Below are 16105 nucleotides of genomic sequence, written 5' to 3'. Positions count from 1 at the left end.
TTCATTTTCATAATACTAAAAATTAAGTCTAACAGAAAAACCTAGATTACGCAAACTCGGCAACATAAAATAATCCATACCTGCAAAATGAGTAGCTGTACTTGCTGTCAGTTCTGGGTCGTAAGGAGCTTTGCAATAGAACATGAAGAGATTATGACCAGTTAAAGCCACATTCAAGCCTTTAATCCAAGGAACAACCTTAGAAACAGGTACATCATATCCCAAAGAAAGTTCGGCAAGACGTACGTTAGTTGCACTATATACATACATGGAGCCAGCTCCTGTACCTACTGTCTGATAATATTTCTGAGCTGCAGGAACCAACGATCCGTTAATGATTACACCACCCGCATCACGTGCATCAGCAGATGCCTGAGAGGTTCCATAAGCATCCATCAAGGCTTGTGTCATAGAAACACCGATACCACCTACACGTGCATTAATCAAGAAGCCCAGATTCAAACCTTTCCAACTAAATGAGTTACGCCATCCCAAGGTATATTTAGGTTGTGCATTTCCTGCATAGACCCATCCGTCTTTACGTTCTCCGGCATTCTTGTCGATTGATACAGTATTATTTACATAATCTACATCGATATATCCATGCTCATCGGTACGCAAAGCTGTAACATACAAGTCACCGATAGAACCACCTTCTGTAAGACGTGTCATCACATTACCAACACCTCCCAAATCCAAAACATCCTGCTGAATAGTGAGTCCGGAAGCCAAAGTGGTAGGTTTCAACAGTTTTTTAATTTCATTTCGGTTAAGAGTATAAGTAAAATTAGAATTCCATTTTACCGGTCCTAAATCCTGATTCAACGACAATCCTAATTCAATACCTTTATTATCTACCTGTCCACCATTGATATAAATAGAGGTATAACCAGAAGATGCAGACAAAGACGGATTAAACAACTGATTGTAAGTTGATGTCTTATATAAAGATACACTCAAACTCAATTTATCTCCCCAGAAATTAGACTGCAAACCCACTTCCCACGCTTTTGTTCTTTCCGGCTTGATATCGGAGTTAGGATAAGTAGATGCTGTAGTAGGTGTACCAGATTGATATGGGAAAGTCTGATAAGCAATATAGCGAGTCGGAGCATTACCCACTTCACTATAAGAAGCACGAACTTTCAAGAATGTCAGGACATCGTTTTTAATAGGGAACAAATCTGTTAAAATTGCCGATAGACCCACAGAAGGATAAGCCACATTCTTCGAGTTAGTCCACGCCAATGCAGAAGACCAGTCGATACGTCCTGTCACATCCAGGTATAATTTACTCTGCCATCCCAACTGTGCAGTAGCAAACAATGATTGTGTCTGGTCGTGATAGCCATCCTGATCATGTTCTGCATTTGCCAAATTAAGGTTCTTCAATGTAAAGCTATTGGCAACTGAGTTCAAGTCACCACCCACACTATAATAAGCATAGTTTACATCCTGGATACTTGCACCCAAAGTAGCAGTCAACGAGAAATCGCCGAAATACTTATCGATATTCAACATCAAATCCCCATAAAGCTGACGAGTAGAAGCATCTGCTTTATAATAAGCTCCATAACGCTGAGCAAAAATAGCGTCTGTAGATGCAGAATACTTCTTTTCATTAATGGCTGCAGTATAATCAACTTTTGCACGCCCTCCCAATGTGATACCTTTTGCAATATCCCAGTTCAAGCCTCCGCTTACAAGGAAACGGTTCTTGGTATTGATAAAGTTATCACGATTGGTAATCCAGTAAGGGTTCTGCATGGCAAGTCCCATATTTCCCCAAGGCCAATACTGTGTTTTAAAGCCACGGCTCTCATCGTACATTTCAAACAACTGATATGTTTCAAGACTATAGCTCGGAGACATCAGATAAACCGGAACAATAGGGTTAAAATATTGTCCCTGTGATATCATATTCTGTTCACGAATATTTACATAACTGGCACTCAAGTCAAGACGAAGTTTATCGTTCAGCATACTTGTCGTATTGCGAATAGTAAAATTATAACGATCGTAAGTATTATTCTGAACAATACCTTCTGCATTTGTGGCAGCCATAGAAAGGAATGTCTGATTCTTCTCTGTACCATTACTCAACGTAATAGAGTTTGTTTCATTCCATCCTGTCTGGAAGAAATCCAAAGGATCATAATCACTCGGCTGAGCTAATTTTTGTCCCCAACTTTGGAAGCTTCCTGTTGCAGCTCCATAAGTATTCTGGAAATCAGGTGTCACAAAAGGACTATAGAAAGAAGTATTGTTGGCATAGCTTACATGTAACTTATCGGCTGTTCCTTTTTTGGTAGTAATCATAATTACACCATTGGCAGCCTCACTACCGTACAAAGCAGAAGCGGCAGCACCACTCAGTACAGACATGCTTTCAATATCTTCCGGATTAATCATAGAAGCTCCGTCACCAGACTGCCCCATACCAGTGAACTGGTCATCCGGTTGTGCTGTATCCAACACGGGCATTGGAATACCGTCGATAACATACAGTGCATTGTTATTTCCCGAAATAGATTTGGCACCACGCATTACCACTTTCGCGCCACCACCAATACCGGAAGAGCTTGTATTAATAGACACACCGGCAATCTTACCCGAAAGACTATTTACAAAGTTTGCGTCTTTTACTCCAATAATTTCACTTGCCGATACTTCCTGCACATTATAAGACAAAGCTTTTGCTTCTTTCTTTATACCTAAAGCTGTAACCACAACTTCATCCAGCATTTCATTGTCCTGTGCTAAGGCAATATCATAATGATTTTTAGCAGACAACTTGACTATCTGCGTTTTATATCCAATATAAGAAACTTTCAATTTAGCATCAGAAGCAACGTCTAAAGTAAAGTTTCCGTCAAAATCGGTAATTGTACCTATAGTAGTTCCGTCTACCGAAACATTAACTCCAACCAAGGATTCACCCAATTCATCGACAACACGTCCACTAATCTTTTTAACTGGAGCTTTTCCCTTTTGACCGACAGGTACGATCATAATGCAATTATTCTTAATCTGATAAGTGAATCCACTTTCTTTTAAGATTTCATTCAAAGCTACATTCAAAGGTTGGTCATTGATATTCAATGAAATAGTCTTATCAGATAATAAAGATTCATTGTAAGCAACCGACAGTTTAGACTGGTTTTCTATTTCAGTAAGAGCCTTTTTTAAGGTTATATTATTACTTTTGATTGTAATGCGCTCATTATTTTGAGCAAAAAGAGCTGTACCAATAAATGCAAGACAGCTAATTAATACATATTTTCTGGCTTTTATCAGATATAAATTCATATCTTTATAGCGTTTTTAGTGTTAAACTCATAATATTATTACTTTAAGACAATTGTGCTTTTACAGCACGAATACTAAAGACATTTCACACCCGAATCTGGAAGGCGCCCGATTCGGGTATTTTTTTTCATAGGCACAAAGGTTTAAACTCAATAATATTTATCTTCTAGACTTAATATAACATATATGTTCACCAACCTGATAATCGAAATTTCCAATTACAATCTGCAAGACCTCAAGTATATCTTCCATGCTGGCATTACGCTTAAATTTAAAGTTATACTTGTCTTCATTAAACAGATTGGGGTTATATCGGAAAGTGATACCATAATATCTTTCTAACTGCTGAAAGACTTCTCCCGCAGTACATCCGCGAAAAATAATCTCTCCACGCTGCCATGCGGTAACATCAGACAAACGCGCCATGACGAGTTGGCTTTGAGCTGTTTTCTTATTATATACTACCTGTTCCCCCGGAGAAAGGACATAAGAAGTAGTATCCATAGTTGTTTCAACTTTTATTTTTCCATTCAGCAAAGTAGCTACAATTTCATCTTCTTCCGGGTAGGCTTCTACATCAAACTCTGTTCCCAAAGCCGTTACCGAAACATCAGCCGATTTAACAATAAAAGGTTTATTCGGATTTTTCACAACTTTAAAGTTGGCCTCTCCTATTAAATGAACCACACGCGTATTGCCTTCAAAGTTGTCTGGATAAAGAATATAAGAACCGGAATTAAGATGTGCCACACTTCCGTCCGGCAAATTTATAACTCCTGTTTCTCCATATCGGATGTATTTTTCCACCATCGAAACACTAGGCTGTTCCACATAATGTTTAGTCAGCCAAAAAGTAGAGACTATCGAAACACAAAGAACTGCCACAGCTGCTGCATATCGCCATACAGACATTTCATAAGTACGAGAAACAGGAGAAACCTGTAAACGATGTAATACTTGCTGGAGCGATTCCTCTGTACGGGAATCAGACTTCGCTTTCGTTTCATTCCAAACTTTTCTCAAAGCTTCCTCTTTCAAATCCTCATGACGATTCTGAAGCAACCAACGATGGATTTCATTCGTCAGGGAGTCTGAATAATTAAAACGTGTAAAGCGATCTATTAATTTTTGTATGTAATTTTTCATAAGTTATCTATGTTGCTTTTAATAATAGACAGCTTACTCAAAACAATTACTCAACGCAAACACAAAAAAAATAAAAATAAAATGATTTTTTTTAAATCTTGCAAAGCCAAATATAAATGACGTTCTACTGTACGCACAGAAAGTTGCAGTTTATCAGCTATTTCCTGATTGGAGAGTCCACGGTATCGACTTAAGACAAATATTTTCCGACGCTGCTCCGGCATCTGTTCTACAGCCATTTTCAGCAAAAGATTTATTTCTTTTGCATACAACTCCTCTGTCATATCATTTTCAACATCCAATTCGGAAAGACGTATTTTCTCTGCAGTGTCTTCTATATAATGTAGTTCGACCGATTTATGGGCTAAGAAATTATAGATGTAGTTTTTTAGCATAGAAAACAGATAGCTATCCCATCGGTCACGGTCAATCCATAATTCCGGCTTATCCCACAACTTCACAAATATATCCTGAGCTATATCTTCGGCATCGTCTTCCGATTTCAGAATCTTCCACGCAAAAGCCTTCACCTTGGGAAAATTCTCAAGGAAAAACTTTCTGAAACGCAATGTTTTTTCATTATCTGTAATCATTCTACCGTTTCCGTTTTCTAAAAGATTCTATGTGCCATGGATTTTAAACGACTAACAAAAGTATTACTTAATTTCAAAAGAAGCCTAATTTTACCCACTTTTTCCTTCTCTCATCAATACTTTGGAAATTCCTGAAATAAAAAAAGCCCAACTAATAGTTGAGCTTTTGTCGGAATGAGGCGACTCGAACGCCCGACCCCTACGTCCCGAACGTAGTGCGCTACCAACTGCGCTACATTCCGATTGCAACACTTATCTTTCGTTTGCGAGTGCAAAGGTAGATATATTTTTTGATACCATCAAAAGAAATGATTGTTTTTTTCAAAAAAGTTTCTTTTTCTCAAAATTTAATGATTTTCATAAAGATTCTTGAAGCAAAAATTTGCAGAATAAAAAAAAATACGTACCTTTGCATCACCAAAATAAAACGGTGCCATAGCTCAGTTGGTAGAGCAAAGGACTGAAAATCCTTGTGTCCCCGGTTCGATTCCTGGTGGCACCACAAAAAACAATCGCTAATAGATTATTAAACAATCTGTTAGCGATTTTTCTTTTTATCATATCTACTTTTTTATTTCATTTCACCCTTTCCTTATTTCCTTATATCAATAAGTCATATTTGAAAAGTTCATAAATATAATTTATTTCAAAAAAACAGTTCCAATAAAGAAATCTGATACCTATACCCAAAAAAAGACTTTCAAAATCATCCCGATGTAAAAGAAATACCTATCTTTGCCGCACTAAGAATTATCCATATAAATAACTATACACTATGACGAATCTGAATAAATGGATTGTGGGAGCATATACATGCTGTGCTTTGGCTGTATTTCCAACTTCAACCACAGCCCAATCTTTATCGCCTTCTACAGAATGGCACTGGGAAAAAGGAACAATCGTTATAAATACTCCAGAACGCCCGGCCGGTCAGGAAAACGTAATCGGACTGACTGTACCTAAAATGAAAGTGGTACGTGTAGCATTTGTCGGTCTTGGAATGAGAGGACCGGGAGCTGTAGAACGTTTTACCCATATTCCGGGAGTAGAAATCGTTGCCCTTTGTGATTACGAAAAAGAACGTGCAGAAGCCTGTCAAAAATATCTGGAAAAAGCATGTCTTCCCCAAGCAGCAATCTATTCTGGAGCTAAAGGATACGAAGAACTCTGCCAACGTGATGATATTGACCTCGTTTATATAGCTACAGACTGGGATCATCATTTTCCCGTTGCAAAATGTGCCATGGAGCATGGCAAGCACACTGCCATTGAAGTTCCATCGGCTATGAATCTGGAACAGTGCTGGGAATTGATTAATCTCAGTGAAAGAACCCGCAAGCACTGCATGATTCTGGAAAACTGCTGCTACGACTGGTTTGAAATGAATACACTCAACATGGCTCAACATGGAGTTTTTGGAGAGGTATTGCGTGCTCAAGGAGCTTACATCCACAATTTGGACGATTTCTGGAATTATTATTGGAAAAATGGAAAAGAAGACAAATTGGGATGGCGCCTACGCTATAATAAAGAAAACCGAGGAGATGTGTACGCTACACATGGATTAGGCCCGGTAGCACAGGCTATGGATATTCACCGCGGCGACCGCATCACAACTCTGGTGGCAATGGATACTAAATCGGTGCACGGACGTGCTCTGGTAGAAAAAGCAACCGGTGAGAAATGTGAATCATTCCGCAATGGAGATCATACTACTACATTGCTGCGCACCGAAAATGGAAAGGTAATCGAAATCCAACATAATGTAATGAGCCCACAGCCGTACAATCGTTTGTATCAGTTGACAGGTACAAAAGGATTTGCCAATAAATATCCGATAGAAGGATATGCCGTGGATGCCAGCCAGATGAAAGCTTCAGGAGTACAACCGCAAGTAGACAACTTGAGTACTCACACTTTCCTTCCTAAAGCGGAAATGGACGCCTTGATTAACAAATACCAGCATCCTATCCTCAAGAAATACGGTGAAATGGCAAAAGAAGTAGGCGGACATGGGGGTATGGACTTTATTATGGACAGCCGTCTGGTATACTGTCTGCAAAACGGATTGCCTTTGGACATGGATGTATACGACTTGGCAGAATGGTGTTCATTGGCCGAATTAGGAGCTTTGTCTATGGACAATGGCTGTGCAGCAGTAGCCTTCCCCGATTTTACACGCGGACACTGGAATGAGGTAAAAGGCTTCCACCATGCTTTTGCCACTCCGGAAGAAGAGTTGTATTCTCAATTGGCTGCCGAAAGCGGTACACTGCAACAAAAAATTAAAGGACTGAAAGAATGGCTGGCCAATGTAAAAAAAGGTACAATCAAAGCCAATGCAGAACAAATCAACAAACAGAATAATTTGCTTATCAAACAGATGCAGCGCACTGTAGACCAGCTGCAAAAATTATCTGCTTCAGATTCAAAAACAGAATCGCTGATGAAAGAAGTAGAGGCTGTGATTAAACAGGCAGATAAAGCTATTGCACAAGGAGACAAGGCTTTCCGACGTGCAGAAAAAGCAGAGAAATAACACAAAAAGAGAAAGTTTATTTAAAGACAATCAGACTCCTCTCGCAATAACAAGTTGCGAGGGGAGTCTTTATTTTTCTTTTCCGTATTCTCTTGGACTAACCCCTAAGTGCTTACGAAATAGCTTAGAAAACTGAGACAAATTAGACACCCCTACTTCTTCTGCTATTTCCTTCACACTCATGTCAGACAATAACATCAAGGTCTGAGCTCTTTCTATTCGCTTCAACTGAATATATTGATTAGGCGTCATTCCGTTTACCAATTTAAAAATTCGGGTGAAATGATCCACACTCATACACATAATATCAGCCAGATCTTTCACGTGAATTCCTCCAGCTAAATGAACATCAATATAGCTAAATACCTTATTCATACTTTTGTATTGGTTCTCCCTGTACGAGGCTTCAGGATTTTCACTTGTGATAAATCGGGAAAATAACTGCAACAAGATCCCATTGCTTTCCAAAGTAGATTGAAGATGAAGAACAGACTGTTTTTTATTGAGAGAAAACAACTCTGCCTTATTGTCGTATTTCTTAGGATCTGGATTTGAAATCTGATATCCCGGATTCAACTTCACAAATCTCTCTATCAAATATCTGTCGAAACTACTGGCTTTTACTTTATTGCAAAGATGTACATATTCAAATAAACTCCTTCCTCCCACCATTTGGTCGAGAAAACAGATATAATAATGACTCATATAGTCTTCGCATTCATAAGTATGGTACGTAAATTTAGGTATAATAAACAGATCTCCAGCCTCCAGTTTATACTTCTTTTTATTCATATAAATCCATGCTTCTCCCTTATCAATAAGATATAAACGAGAAAATGGACTCAATACATTCCTGTAGCACCATTCTTTCCCAACTTCATAATATCCGGCATAAATCATATGCAAGGACAGTGTATTCTGTATATCCACACATTTCATAGTAACTCTAATTCTTTCTTACTTAAATGAAGCATATATCGGTTTTTGCAAAGTTTTCCCTCAAAATAAATATTTTATCTCAACATTTTAAATTTTACTTTTGCAAAAAAGTAAAGCTATGAAAAATTTTATTTATACATTCATGTTAACCGCATGTCTTTCTTCCTGTACTACTCAACAAACAAGCCGCACGATTGGTCCCACAGAAGGACAACAAGCTATGATAGACAGAAAGTACGGCATGTTTCTCCATTTTGGAATGAACACCTATTTAAATACAGAATGGAGTGATGGTAGTGCACCGGCCTCAACTTATAACCCTCCCATTGATATAGCTCAACAAGCAGCCGAATGGGTAAAAAATGCAAAGACTGCTGGTATGCGATCTATTGTACTCACAACGAAACATCATGATGGTTTTTGTCTATGGGATAGTAAATATACCGATTACGACATTGCAAATCCTTCTATCACTCATAAGTATGATATCGTAAAAGCTGTTTCAGAAGCTTGCAAGAAAGAAAACATTGCATTTTCCATTTATTATTCCCTTTGGGACAGACATGAACCTGTTTACAAGGATGCCGATCCATATAAATATATTCTCTTCATGAAAAACCAGTTGAAAGAATTAATGACTCAATATGGCACCGTTTCCGAATTATGGTTCGATGGAGCTTGGGACAGAAAGGTTGAGAACTGGTATCTTCAAGAGATTTATGACTATGTAAAGCAGTTACAACCATCTTGCCAGATTTCTACAAACTGGACAATAGGGAAACGCCCTGTAGATATGCAGGAAGGAGACTCTATCGTATATTTCCCGTCCGACTTCAGATTATGGGATCCTTTCTTACCGGTAAAAGATGATCCGAAAATCTATACATATAAAGGGAAAAAGTATTATTTACCTTACGAATGTACACAAACTATTTCTGTATTGGGAAACTGGTTTGCACATCCGGAAGATTCAACAGTAAGAGATCTTGAAGAGTTGGAAGAAATCTTCCGCATATCCACAGCTAACGACAATTGTCTTTTATTGAATATACCTCCCGGAACCGATGGCAGACAAAACCCACAGGCTATTCGAAGAATCAACGAATTGGCATCTTTCCTAGGAATAGAAAACGGGGCACCTTTTCCAGAAAATCCTCCTCGTATGATGTCACTGACCGAACAAGCTGTAGCACAAGCCAATGGTATCCTCAATAATGACACACTGCACCACGGACCTCAATACGCAATAGACAGTGATGTTTCTACCGCATGGACAGGAGACTCTCTCTCGACATTGGATATACATCTTAAACCTGACACTCCATTCAAAGAAGTCGCGATTATTATAGGCAAAGGAAGTATTACAAAATATACGCTACAATACTCAACAAATAACGAATGGAAAGATTTATACCATGAAACAATTGATCCCCAAAAGCAGCCACACAGCTTTATGGGATACGGCTTCATTACTATCAGCCTGAAGGAACAGATACAAGCGAATCTGCTCAGACTTAAAATAGAAGAATCGAATGGAAAGCCTTCGGTATATTCTATCAGACTTAAATAATATTTGAATAGAAACATATTAAAGTCCACAAATATGAAAAAACTATTATTTCTTTTAGGCATATTATGCTTCAGCCAATTTTCAAGAGCGCAACAAATTGTCCTTCCACAACCTTCTACCACTCCAAGCGAGGCTCAAAAGGAACAAATAAAAAGGAAGTACGGTATGTTTATACACTTTGGAATAAACACCTTTCATGACGAAGAATGGACAGACGGTTCCAAGCCGGCATCTACTTATGCTCCTACCGGTATTGATGCAGAACAGTGGATCCGTACTGCCAAAGAAGCCGGAATGAAATATGTAATTCTAATCACCAAACATCATGATGGTTTTTGCTTGTGGGACAGCCAGTACACTGAATATGATGTAGCAAGTTCTGCCAATAAAACAAATGTAGTAGAGGAAGTGGCAAAGGCCTGCAAAAAATACCAGATTGGTTTAGGGCTATACTATTCGTTATGGGATAGAAAAGTCAATAGCGAAGTAGAGGATTGGACAAAAGATGAAGCTTACAATCAATATATGATCAAGCAACTGAAAGAATTAATCAATATTGTATCACCCTATACTTCGATTGTGGAATTTTGGTTCGATGGCGGATGGGTAAAGCCCAATTACCGATGGCCTATCATGGACATTTACCAAACAATAAAAACACAGATTCCCAACTGTCAAGTTGGAATAAACTGGAGTATCGGATCTCCTAAAAATGTAGATGAACATCCCATTTTACCGGAAAACCAGCAGAATGGTTATCCCATACGATATTTTCCCAGTGATTTCCGCTTAGGGGATCCTTATTTACCATCCCCCAATGACCCTAAGATATTCGTACACGACGGAAAAAAATACTATATGCCATGGGAGTCAACTGTATGCATTAGTAAAAGATGGTTCTATAATACTCAAGATCATGAATATAAATCAATAGATGAACTTGAAAAGCTTTTTAATACAGCTACCAGCAATGATAATATCCTTATCCTTAATTGCCCTCCTAACAGAGAAGGGAAATTACGTAACGAAGATATTACTATTCTAAAAGCATTATATCCTCGTATTAAAGACAAACTCGAATAAATAAAGAGAGAAAGACTAAATGGTAATTTATTGACAGACATATTGTGTAGCTAAAATATAAAGGCAATGAGGAATGTCGAAAGTTTCAATCGCCGTCGTTGGCTGTAAAATTGCCGCTGTTGGCTATGCAGCCAACGACGGCGATTGTGCAGCCGACGTCGTCGTTTTCAATCAGCAAATAGGATTATGGATTTATAGCAATAACGCCGAATGGCTTTCTTGCGGATAAGTCGAACAGAAATAGTCTTCTTTTTACAAAAGGCTCAAGATAAAAAGGAAAGCGGCTGTCTTAAGATAACTTAAGACAGCCGCTTTTGTGTTTTATTTCTGACGTATAAATATGTTTATCGGAGTACCTGACAAATTCCAACGCTCACGGATTTTATTTTCCAGGAAACGTCTGTATGGCTCTTTTACATACTGTGGCAAGTTTGCAAAAAATACAAACGAAGGTACCTGAGTATTAGGTAGCTGAGTGACATACTTAATCTTGATGTACTTACCCTTATTTGAAGGAGGTGGATATGCCTCAATCAAAGGAAGCATTTCTTCGTTCAGACGGGCAGTCGGAATTTTGGAAGTACGTGCCTGATATACCTCTTTGGCAGCTTCCAACACCTTGAATATACGCTGCTTGGTCAATGCCGAAGCAAAAATGATCGGGAAATCTGTAAACGGAGCAAAACGATTACGAATAGCCTCTTCATAGTTTTTCATGACTTTCGCAGTTTTCTCTTCTACCAAATCCCATTTGTTCACAACCACAACCAAACCTTTCTGGTTGCGCTGTATCAATGAAAATATATTCAAGTCCTGACCTTCAATACCACGGGTAGCATCAAGCATCAAAATACAGACGTCCGAACTTTCAATAGAACGAATAGAACGTACTACAGAATAATATTCCAAGTCTTCGCTTACCTTATTTTTCTTACGGATACCTGCTGTATCAACCAAATAGAAGTCGAATCCGAACTTATCGTAACGGGTATAGATGGAATCACGAGTTGTACCGGCAATGTCCGTCACTATATTACGTTCCTCTCCAATAAAAGCATTGACGATAGAGGATTTTCCTGCATTCGGACGACCAACAACAGCAAAACGTGGAATATCTTCATCAAGAATTTCGTCGGTTTCTTTCTTGAACTTCGAAAGAATCAAATCCAACAGATCACCGGTTCCACTTCCGCTTAAAGCAGAGATACAGTAAGGATCGCCCAATCCTAACGAATAAAATTCAGCTGCATTATATTGCAAATCGTTATTATCCGTCTTATTGGCAACCATAATCACAGGTGTTTTCGAACGACGCAAGATGGAAGCAACTTCCATATCCAAGTCTGTCACTCCATTCATCACATCAACTACGAACAGAATAACATCCGCTTCATCCATAGCCAATACTACTTGCTTACGGATTTCTTCTTCGAAAACATCATCCGAGTTAACTACCCATCCACCTGTATCCACTACAGAGAACTCCTTTCCAAGCCATTCCGATTTACCATACTGGCGATCGCGGGTTGTACCGGCCTGTTCATTCACAATAGCCTGACGTGTTTTGGTCAAGCGATTAAACAGTGTCGACTTTCCCACATTGGGACGTCCTACAATTGCTACTAAATTTCCCATATATTTTATACATTTACGGCTGTCACAGCCGAAGATTTAATCTAATTGATAACCAAAATTCTTAAGTTCCTTGTCTGAACTTCTCCAATCCTTGTCTACCTTCACAAAGGTTTCCAAATAAATGGACTTCTGGAAAAAATGCTCCAACGTTTTCCGAGCTTCTGTAGCGACCTTTTTCAACGCTTTTCCCTGATGCCCAATGATGATACCTTTTTGTGACTCGCGTTCTACATAAATCACAGCATTGATATGAATACTTTTAGCATCTTCCTTGAATTGTTCTACTGCAACTTCTACTGCATAAGGAATTTCCTTATCGTAATACAACAGAATTTTTTCCCGGATAATCTCTGTTACGAAAAAACGTGCCGGCTTATCGGTCAACTGATCTTTCCCAAAATAAGGAGGAGAATCTGGTATAAGCTCTTTGATACGTTTCATCACCACATCGGCATTAAATTTAGCCTTAGCCGAAATGGGGATAATCTCCGCATCAGGAAGTTTTTCATGCCATTCTTCAACCAGTTTTACCAAATCTTCCTGATTGGTTAAATCGATCTTATTAATCAGCAACAAAACCGGAACATTCAGCTTACGAACTTTTTCCAAAAATTCCGCATTCTTGTCTGTCTTCTCTACAGTATCTGTTACATACAATAACACATCAGCATCGACTAAAGCCGATTCCGAGAAGTTCAACATAGACTCCTGAAGTTTATAATTAGGCTTCAATACTCCCGGAGTATCAGAGAATACAATCTGCATGTCATCAGTATTCAAGATTCCCATAATACGATGACGCGTCGTTTGCGCCTTGAATGTGGCAATAGAGATACGCTCTCCTACCAACAAATTCATCAATGTAGATTTTCCGACATTCGGATTACCTACAATATTAACAAATCCGGCTTTGTGCATAGTGTTTATAGGTTGATATACGAAAAAACGCATCGGGTTGGGATGCGTTTTTTCGTATGTGTGAATATTCTCAATTATTTATTACCATCGTATCCCCACTTCACATAAGTAGCTCCCCAGGTAAATCCGGCACCAAATGCAGTAAAGATAATATTATCACCTTTCTTCAGTTGTTTTTCAAAATCCCACAAACAAAGAGGTAATGTTCCGGCACTAGTGTTACCGTAACGCTGAATATTAATCATTACCTTGTCCAAAGGTACTTCCAGACGAGAAGCTACAGCATCGATAATACGCATATTGGCCTGGTGAGGCACAATCCAGTCAATATTATCCTTATTCAATCCGTTGCGTTCTGCAATCTGAGCGGTTACATCAGACATGTTTGATACCGCATATTTAAATACGGTTCTACCTTCCTGATACAGATAGTGCATCTTATTGTCTACAGTGAAATAAGACGGAGGACAAACAGAACCACCTGCTTTCATGTGCAGGAAAGGAAGTCCTTTACCATCTGTTCTTAAAATAGAATCCATAATACCATAATCTTCAGTAGTAGCTTCTACCATACATGCAGCAGCGCCATCACCAAAAATAGGACAAGTTGCACGGTCTGAATAGTTTACCATAGAAGACATTTTATCTGCTCCTACGATAATAATCTTCTTGTGACGACCAGACTGAATCATCGAAGCAGCTGTTTCCATTGCATAAAGGAATCCGCTACATGCAGCCTGCAAGTCGAAAGCATATGCATTTCTCAGTCCTAACTTATCGCACAAGATTGAAGCTGTGGAAGGGAAATGATAGTCCGGAGTAGTAGTAGCAACAATAACACAGTCAATAGAATCGGGATCCGAATTTGTTTTCTGCATCAATTGCTTTGCAGCCTTACGTGCCAAATAAGAGGTACCTAAACCTTCTTCATTCAGAATACGTCTTTCCTTTACTCCAATACGAGTCATAATCCACTCGTCGTTGGTATCTACCATTCTTGACAATTCATCATTTGTCAATACATAATCTGGTACATATCCACCAACACCAGTAATTACAGCATTAATTTTTTCCATCATTTCAAAATTTGGTTTGTATGTAAAAAAGAAGCCGGCAGAGCCGAAAGGCTCTCCGGCTTTATTCTTTAAAAACACACAAACATGTTCAATGAAGTGCTAAATTAAAGAGCAGCTTCTTTTTCAATTGCTAATTTACCTCTATAATAACCGCAAGCTCCACATACTGTGTGATATACATGCCATTCGCCGCAGTTAGGGCAGATAGCTAAAGTAGGAGCAACTGCTTTATCGTGAGTTCTTCTCTTAGCAGTTCTTGTTTTTGATTGTCTTCTTTTAGGATGTGCCATTTTTCTAAAACTTTATTTAATTATTATTTAATATTTTCTTTAATTCATTCCATCTCGGATCTATTTCACGGTTATCATCATCCAAACTCTCGTCTTCCTCAACATAACCATCTTCCAGTCCATCCTCATCATCCGAAGTACGTAAATGTTTACTCAGAGCTCCCATCATACCCTTGTTACATTTGCCTGGGGCATGCACATGTTTCATTGGCAAACTCAATGCAATAAACTCATAAATAAACCAAGCTACGTTTATATAACCATCTTCTTCGGGTACTACTACAATATCATCCTCCTCAGAGAATGTCAAACCTAATTTTACCTTCAAGCTATCGTCTGTTTCAACTTCCAATTCCATATCATCCAAACAGCGATCGCAAGGCACAATTACCATTCCTTCCGTATGAAAGTTAAGGACATATACTCCTAAACTCTTTTTTACTGATAAATCCACCTTCAATTTTCCCTTCTGAATTTCCGGAGCATCTATATCAGCAAAAAATTGATTATCAAGCGTGTATTCATACTTAGCTGAATCCTCACGCATATTTTTCAATTCTACTTTATATATATCTAACTTTCCCAATGCAATAGTATATAAATCGGGCAACAAAGATACAAATAATAATTGAGAATCCCTACAATCAAAATACATTTTTTAATCAGAACGACTTATGGTTTATTTTTATCCCAGTCAGAAATCGTTAAAACGCTTTTTCAATTAAAAGCATATTTCAAATTGAATAAAGTATAGACGAATCTTATTGAATCTACATCAGAGACCTAATCATACCTCTTTAAAGATTTATGAATTTCTTTTTAGGAAAAACCTCTAAAGAATTCACAGACCTCCATAGCACATAACATAAATCGCATATTAAAAAATATAGATCTATCAATAAGAACAAAATTCAAACCTTGCAGATACGTTGTATACAATAGGTGAAATAAAGACACACGTCAAGCAGGGAACAAGTCTCCAGAAGCAGAGAATGCATAACATATCC

General features: G+C 38.3%; 13 protein-coding genes and 2 tRNA genes. 5 read left to right on the top strand and 10 right to left on the bottom strand.

Annotated features, from left to right (window positions below):
• Positions 1–15: 15 nt before the first annotated feature.
• From O6P32_RS02715 to O6P32_RS02700, 4 genes are all read right to left on the bottom strand, one after another.
• Positions 16–3309 (bottom strand): SusC/RagA family TonB-linked outer membrane protein, encoded by a 3294-nt coding sequence (locus O6P32_RS02715; protein ID WP_269876663.1) that lies wholly within the window; start codon positions 3307–3309, stop codon positions 16–18.
• Between the two features lie 159 nt (positions 3310–3468).
• Entirely contained in the window at positions 3469–4455 is a 987-nt protein-coding gene (locus O6P32_RS02710; RefSeq protein WP_269876662.1) for a FecR family protein, read from the bottom strand.
• Between the two features lie 50 nt (positions 4456–4505).
• Positions 4506–5048, bottom strand: a complete 543-nt coding sequence (locus O6P32_RS02705; RefSeq protein WP_178265811.1) for an RNA polymerase sigma-70 factor — start codon at positions 5046–5048, stop codon at positions 4506–4508.
• Positions 5049–5217: 169 nt separating this feature from the next.
• Positions 5218–5290: transfer RNA gene (locus O6P32_RS02700), tRNA-Pro, on the bottom strand.
• 187 nt (positions 5291–5477) lie between these two features.
• On the opposite strand from O6P32_RS02700, the gene O6P32_RS02695 reads away from it, so the two are divergent.
• Both O6P32_RS02695 and O6P32_RS02690 read left to right on the top strand, forming a co-directional pair.
• A tRNA-Phe gene (locus O6P32_RS02695) sits at positions 5478–5550 on the top strand.
• Positions 5551–5823: 273 nt separating this feature from the next.
• Positions 5824–7587, top strand: coding sequence for a Gfo/Idh/MocA family protein (locus O6P32_RS02690; protein WP_269876661.1), 1764 nt, complete (start codon positions 5824–5826; stop codon positions 7585–7587).
• A gap of 69 nt (positions 7588–7656) precedes the next feature.
• Here the strand turns inward: O6P32_RS02690 and O6P32_RS02685 are convergent, their stop codons facing one another.
• A complete protein-coding gene (locus O6P32_RS02685; RefSeq protein WP_269876660.1) occupies positions 7657–8526 on the bottom strand; it encodes an AraC family transcriptional regulator in 870 nt (289 codons plus the stop codon).
• Between the two features lie 118 nt (positions 8527–8644).
• Here O6P32_RS02685 and O6P32_RS02680 point away from each other — a divergent pair, with 118 nt between their 5' ends.
• The 3 genes from O6P32_RS02680 (at position 8645) to O6P32_RS02670 (ending at position 11408) form a co-directional block, all read left to right on the top strand.
• Positions 8645–10096, top strand: a complete 1452-nt coding sequence (locus tag O6P32_RS02680) for an alpha-L-fucosidase (RefSeq protein ID WP_269876658.1) — start codon at positions 8645–8647, stop codon at positions 10094–10096.
• A gap of 33 nt (positions 10097–10129) precedes the next feature.
• Positions 10130–11179 (top strand): alpha-L-fucosidase, encoded by a 1050-nt coding sequence (locus tag O6P32_RS02675; protein ID WP_269876657.1) that lies wholly within the window; start codon positions 10130–10132, stop codon positions 11177–11179.
• Between the two features lie 73 nt (positions 11180–11252).
• The gene (locus O6P32_RS02670) at positions 11253–11408 is read left to right on the top strand and encodes a hypothetical protein (RefSeq protein ID WP_269876656.1); all 156 of its coding nucleotides are present in this window, start codon (positions 11253–11255) and stop codon (positions 11406–11408) included.
• 92 nt (positions 11409–11500) lie between these two features.
• Here O6P32_RS02670 and der read toward each other — a convergent pair whose 3' ends face one another.
• The 5 genes from der to O6P32_RS02645 all read right to left on the bottom strand — a co-directional run bounded on the left by der (position 11501) and on the right by O6P32_RS02645 (position 15645).
• Positions 11501–12814: a ribosome biogenesis GTPase Der gene (der, locus tag O6P32_RS02665; protein WP_178265815.1), complete on the bottom strand. Its 1314-nt coding sequence runs from the start codon at positions 12812–12814 to the stop codon at positions 11501–11503.
• Positions 12815–12850: 36 nt separating this feature from the next.
• The gene (gene era / locus O6P32_RS02660) at positions 12851–13732 is read right to left on the bottom strand and encodes a GTPase Era (RefSeq protein WP_178265816.1); all 882 of its coding nucleotides are present in this window, start codon (positions 13730–13732) and stop codon (positions 12851–12853) included.
• Between the two features lie 74 nt (positions 13733–13806).
• Complete coding sequence (locus tag O6P32_RS02655) at positions 13807–14808, bottom strand: beta-ketoacyl-ACP synthase III (protein WP_178265820.1); 1002 nt, start codon at positions 14806–14808, stop codon at positions 13807–13809.
• Positions 14809–14912: 104 nt separating this feature from the next.
• Positions 14913–15098 carry a 50S ribosomal protein L32 gene (gene rpmF, locus O6P32_RS02650; RefSeq protein WP_007559879.1) on the bottom strand — a complete coding sequence of 62 codons (186 nt, stop codon included), beginning with the start codon at positions 15096–15098 and terminating at the stop codon, positions 14913–14915.
• 16 nt (positions 15099–15114) lie between these two features.
• The gene (locus O6P32_RS02645; RefSeq protein ID WP_178265821.1) at positions 15115–15645 is read right to left on the bottom strand and encodes a YceD family protein; all 531 of its coding nucleotides are present in this window, start codon (positions 15643–15645) and stop codon (positions 15115–15117) included.
• Between the last annotated feature and the right edge of the window lie 460 nt (positions 15646–16105).

The sequence above is a fragment of the Phocaeicola acetigenes genome, from assembly GCF_027529745.1.
GTDB classification, from domain to species: domain Bacteria; phylum Bacteroidota; class Bacteroidia; order Bacteroidales; family Bacteroidaceae; genus Phocaeicola; species Phocaeicola acetigenes.
This window is presented reverse-complemented; position numbering and strand designations above follow the sequence as displayed.

Bases quoted from the DNA above. Each gene is read 5' to 3' on its own strand.
- O6P32_RS02715 (WP_269876663.1), bottom strand. From the start codon at position 3,309: ATGAATTTATATCTGATAAAAGCCAGAAAATATGTATTAATTAGCTGT.
- O6P32_RS02710 (WP_269876662.1), bottom strand. From the start codon at position 4,455: ATGAAAAATTACATACAAAAATTAATAGATCGCTTTACACGTTTTAAT.
- O6P32_RS02705 (WP_178265811.1), bottom strand. From the start codon at position 5,048: ATGATTACAGATAATGAAAAAACATTGCGTTTCAGAAAGTTTTTCCTT.
- O6P32_RS02690 (WP_269876661.1), top strand. From the start codon at position 5,824: ATGACGAATCTGAATAAATGGATTGTGGGAGCATATACATGCTGTGCT.
- O6P32_RS02685 (WP_269876660.1), bottom strand. From the start codon at position 8,526: ATGAAATGTGTGGATATACAGAATACACTGTCCTTGCATATGATTTAT.
- O6P32_RS02680 (WP_269876658.1), top strand. From the start codon at position 8,645: ATGAAAAATTTTATTTATACATTCATGTTAACCGCATGTCTTTCTTCC.
- O6P32_RS02675 (WP_269876657.1), top strand. From the start codon at position 10,130: ATGAAAAAACTATTATTTCTTTTAGGCATATTATGCTTCAGCCAATTT.
- O6P32_RS02670 (WP_269876656.1), top strand. From the start codon at position 11,253: ATGTCGAAAGTTTCAATCGCCGTCGTTGGCTGTAAAATTGCCGCTGTT.
- der (WP_178265815.1), bottom strand. From the start codon at position 12,814: ATGGGAAATTTAGTAGCAATTGTAGGACGTCCCAATGTGGGAAAGTCG.
- era (WP_178265816.1), bottom strand. From the start codon at position 13,732: ATGCACAAAGCCGGATTTGTTAATATTGTAGGTAATCCGAATGTCGGA.
- O6P32_RS02655 (WP_178265820.1), bottom strand. From the start codon at position 14,808: ATGGAAAAAATTAATGCTGTAATTACTGGTGTTGGTGGATATGTACCA.
- rpmF (WP_007559879.1), bottom strand. From the start codon at position 15,098: ATGGCACATCCTAAAAGAAGACAATCAAAAACAAGAACTGCTAAGAGA.
- O6P32_RS02645 (WP_178265821.1), bottom strand. From the start codon at position 15,645: ATGCGTGAGGATTCAGCTAAGTATGAATACACGCTTGATAATCAATTT.